Raw genomic sequence first — 4,412 nt, forward strand, 5'->3', positions numbered from 1 at the left:
ACTCTATTGACAGAGGTACATCATATTACCTCCCATAATTAGACTCTCAATAACAACTAATATAACTGGAAATCTACACGTTAACATGCCGATAGCTTAATGATCCGTGTACTTCTACCTATGATACGGTTCACCGTAAAGTATCTAAGCACAAAGTACGGTTTGACCACAAAATATACATCAATATATAAAAACAATGCCACTCCTGCTAATGGAGTGGCTTATTTCCCCTTTTATAATAATGCAAACATAATTCCTATTGCTTTTCGCTCATAGGATATATCCAATCGCTTCGTTTAAAGAATCATGAAAAGTATCCCCGATAACGTTCCATTTAACATCGCATGAAAATAAATAAAATCTATTGCCTTCATCATACTTGGCAATTGCCATACCAGTTACTATAACGTCGAAAGAAGCCCCATCTGTTTCTTCATAACGAACAAAGCTCAAATTATTGGGATTCGTTATTAGATGTATAAGCTATAACTCTTGCCCCATCAAGTTCTGCTGGTGGCGTCATTTTTTTGATTTTAATCGAAGTTACTATCTGGATAATACCACGCACTACTGCCCGTTAGTATAATGAAAAAGCAACCGATCGATAATCGGCTGCCTTCTTAAAGAAATCAACAAAGCTTATGACTGAGACAAGATTCCTTTTACAAACAATGAGACACTGTGCTTGTAGAACTCTTCCTCGGTGACGAGTTGGGACTGATATTGCCGGTGAATCAGCTCGCTCATCTGAAATCCGTAACACATCGAGAGAAAAGACATGGCGGCAAGACGCTCATCCTGTCTGGCTATAACTTTTTTTTTCTGCAAGCGTTCAAAATATTCAACCAGCAAGGAGTGCAGCTTCACGGGCGGATCGGCCAGCACTCTGTCCAATTCGGGAAGCATTCCTTTGTCGCGGATGCCAATCAAAATGATGTCCGCATTTTTATGGAAAAACAAACGGTACTGCTGGCTTACATTCAGCAGATCGACTTCCGGATTATCGGTCGCGTCCTCTTTTAACAGCTTCTCAAATTGCGGGATATCCGAATGTCTTTCAATGATGGCTTCCAATATGCCTTGCTTGCTTCCAAAGTGACGGAAAATCGTAGATTCATTGACTTTAGCTTCCGTTGCAATGGCTTTGGTGCTTACCCCCCGATAGCCCTTCTTTTTGATGAGTCGTGTCGCGGCTTCAATGATTCTGTCTGAAGTTTGCATTGTATTTCTCCTTTTGCATATGTTAAACCTATTCTACTACAAGTTTTGCATATACACAGCAGGACCGGGGTTCATCATTTTCATAAACGTTTATTTAAAGCAAATCGCTTCTTTGTTCCCAGCGGCTTGGTTCCGTAATCTTGACATGATCAGGCACCACTTGCGTGAGCGTGCCTAATTTATCAAATGTAATCTGGATTCGGTCAGAGGGCAATAGCCATTGTTCGGTCTCGATTGCGCAGCAATCCGGTATCGTGCCCATTCCTATAATCGTGCCTGGGAGCGGCGTGAAAACTTTGAGAACTTCCTCCATCACTTTTGCAGGGTGTGCAGAATACTCGGATGTGCTTCCCTTCCAATGCAGTCTCTCCCCGATGCGTACATCCACATCCAATGCCAGTGGGTTGTCGATTTCATCCGGCGTAACCAGATATGGTCCTATTCCTTTGCTACGATCAAAATCTTTGCAGCGCGTCGGTCCGGTCATCGCCTGGAAATCCGGCCACTGCACATCACGGACAGTACTGTCGTTAAAAATAACATAGCCTGCAATGCAGTTCCCCTTCCCTGTAACAAAGGCCAGCTCCGGCTCGATGTCCAGATAGGAAGAGTACGAAGGCCAATGAATCGTATCCCCATCGCCAATTAAAGCATTATGGTTACACTTATAATAACTAAAAGTTACTTTATTCGGATCTTGCTGGAATTTTTCAGCAATTTTACGTATAAGCTCTTCTCTTTCCGGCCCTGTATATTCTCTTTGCAGCAGATTTACGCCAGCATTTCTCAGATGTCTTAGAGTCAGCCCGAAATCTATAAGCGCAGCCGGATTCGGAACCGGCGGCATCAGGTTTACCGCTGCAATCGGGCTGATTTCATTTTCATTGAAATGATGCAACTGTTGGACAGCATATTGCATCATTTCCTTAGCGGCATCATAACTTGCCGGCAAATCATGAAGATAGCTGTCCATACTTTCAAGACTGTCACAGAATGTTCCCTGCTTTTTCATGATTGCGGCAAAAGACACGACAAATTTCTCGTTAATTACAAGCCCAAACAAAGGCTCCTGGGATGTATTGGTTTGAAAGGTTACTAGTTTCATGATTAAGACCCTCGATCCATTTAGTGTGATGTTGTTCTGTTACTATCATATAGCACAGAAAAAATGCATGCAAGTACTTGCTTGCATTATGAATTTCCATTCTCTATAATAAGTCATAGTCAGTAGGCCTTATCTCCAAAACATATACTCAAAGGAGAATTTTTATGAAGTATGGACGTATTATCCAAAAACCTCGCGTTAAATTTTTTGAAGTCGCTAATGGCGTCTTTGCCGGTATTTCGCCGTATCGCGGCATCAGTTGGGCCAATGTTGGGTTCATCAACAAGGGTGAAGGGCTGGTGTATGACACGTTCTTCGATTTGTTCCATGCGCGGGAAATGCGGGAGGCTTTTATGGAAGTAAGCAACGGCGGCTCTCCCGCATATGTGGTGAACTCGCACTATAACAGCGACCATGCCTGGGGCAACAAAGTGTTTGAAGATGCTTGCATTATTATGCACAAGGAAGCGTCCAGAGAGCGTCTTACCGAAAATATCGCCTGGATGGACAACGTCATCAGAAGAGGAAAGGATTCTCCGGAATCGACTTCGGGCGAGAGGTTTTTTGCAGCGGAATTTGAAGGATTCGACCTGGAAGGCGTAGAATGGGTGCTCCCGAATATTGAGATAAAGGACGATATCAACATCCGGCTTGGCGATACGGAAGTTATGATTTACAACGTAGCTCCGGCCCACTCTGACAGTGACTTGCTGCTGTGGATGCCAAAAGAAAAAGTGCTGTTTGCTGGCGATGTCGTGTTTAACGGCTGTACGGCATACAGCGAAGAGGGAACCCTCAATTGGGTTAAAGTGCTTGATCGCATTATTGATGAAATTAAACCCGAAATCGTTGTTCCGGGACATGGCGCCATCTGTGGCCTGGACTTCGTGAAGGAGCAGAGAGACTACCTTCTGAACCTGATCAGCGAGTTCAACAAGCATTATAATGACGAAATTGATTCCTTGTCCCTGACCAAGCAAATTGATATTTCCCGCTTCCTTCATTGGATTCAGCCAGAACGATTGTATGTTACAGTGGATATCCTATTGAAAAGCAAACGAGGGTTACCACCCCTTCCAATTTGGAACGAGGTGCCTGCTAAGCTGGAAGATATGAAAGCTTTTTTGGCCGGAAAATATGGCAATAAGGTCAAGCCATGGGACCCTATGAGTGTTTGGAAAGAATAGCAATTTGAGGCTAGCCTACAAAAAACAAAAAACGGCCCTGTCGCAAACGATTCGAACAGCGGCCGTTCTTTTGAATTGTTCCACGGAAATAAAATCGGCGCTTAGAACCGATTATAAAAAAAATGGAGATGGACTTATGACTTACTAGGAGAACTTTTCTATAACGATATAACCAAAATTTGATGTTAAGTGTATTTCTCTTCTTTAAAGGGATTCCAAGACTTTTGGCGGAGCCACCATCACTAACCTGCCCTTTAGCGTAGCGAGGCTGCCAAACGTTGCAGTATAGAACTTGTTCTTTATTGTAGTTTGGCCGAAGTTATGAATGAAACACACGACTACAATAGAGTGGGTGTTCCTTTCCTCACTTGCCCTTCAACCACTGAAACGGTGTCGTATTGAAAAAAGGTTCGGATTGACCTGCACATTATGCGCCCAAAAGGTGAAGTGCAGATGCGGCCCTGTCGAGAAGCCTGTGGTGCCTACGAGGCCGATGATATCACCCTGCTTCACCCGATCAGATCACCCGCTTTTACGCGCAGCTCGGAGAGATGGGCATACTGCGAGAAAAGCCCCATTCCATGGTGGATGTAAACAGAATTTCCGGTTAGATACATGCTTTCGGCCAGTACGACTATACCGTCGTTGGTCGCTTTGATCGGGGTGCCTTCCTTCGCAGCCAGATCAATAGCCATATGGGCTCTGTCGTACTTCCCGTTCACATAACGGGTATATCCATAAGTACATGTAATTCTTAAACGGCATTTCTCATTCTCAAAGGAAATCTCTTTTTCTAATAGAGCTGGTAACATGCCCTCACCTCCACTTTTGGTAAGGTTGCTTGTTTACATGATACTACATGTACGTTGCGCTAAACTTCCCGTCGTATTATGAGGTCA

The 4,412-nt window shown here is 43.8% G+C and carries 5 protein-coding genes; 1 reads left to right on the forward strand and 4 read right to left on the reverse strand.

Annotated features, from left to right (window positions below; all coding sequences use genetic code 11):
- Nucleotides 1–639 precede the first annotated feature (639 nt).
- Nucleotides 640–1,221: a TetR/AcrR family transcriptional regulator gene (locus ABEW34_RS31680; RefSeq protein WP_430165789.1), complete on the reverse strand. Its 582-nt coding sequence runs from the start codon at nt 1,219–1,221 to the stop codon at nt 640–642.
- A gap of 94 nt (nt 1,222–1,315) precedes the next feature.
- Nucleotides 1,316–2,326 carry a fumarylacetoacetate hydrolase family protein gene (locus ABEW34_RS31685; RefSeq protein ID WP_430165792.1) on the reverse strand — a complete coding sequence of 337 codons (1,011 nt, stop codon included), beginning with the start codon at nt 2,324–2,326 and terminating at the stop codon, nt 1,316–1,318.
- Between the two features lie 164 nt (nt 2,327–2,490).
- On the opposite strand from ABEW34_RS31685, the gene ABEW34_RS31690 reads away from it, so the two are divergent.
- Nucleotides 2,491–3,513 (forward strand): MBL fold metallo-hydrolase, encoded by a 1,023-nt coding sequence (locus tag ABEW34_RS31690; RefSeq protein WP_430165795.1) that lies wholly within the window; start codon nt 2,491–2,493, stop codon nt 3,511–3,513.
- A gap of 375 nt (nt 3,514–3,888) precedes the next feature.
- On the opposite strand, the gene ABEW34_RS31695 is transcribed toward ABEW34_RS31690, so the two are convergent.
- Nucleotides 3,889–4,026 carry a M23 family metallopeptidase gene (locus ABEW34_RS31695; RefSeq protein ID WP_430165798.1) on the reverse strand — a complete coding sequence of 46 codons (138 nt, stop codon included), beginning with the start codon at nt 4,024–4,026 and terminating at the stop codon, nt 3,889–3,891.
- Nucleotides 4,023–4,325, reverse strand: coding sequence for a M23 family metallopeptidase (locus ABEW34_RS31700; protein ID WP_430165802.1), 303 nt, complete (start codon nt 4,323–4,325; stop codon nt 4,023–4,025). Before ABEW34_RS31700 ends, ABEW34_RS31695 begins: the two co-directional genes overlap by 4 nt.
- Nucleotides 4,326–4,412 lie beyond the last annotated feature (87 nt).

It is taken from the genome of Paenibacillus algorifonticola, assembly GCF_050481745.1.
GTDB classification, from domain to species: Bacteria; Bacillota; Bacilli; order Paenibacillales; family Paenibacillaceae; genus Pristimantibacillus; species Pristimantibacillus algorifonticola_A.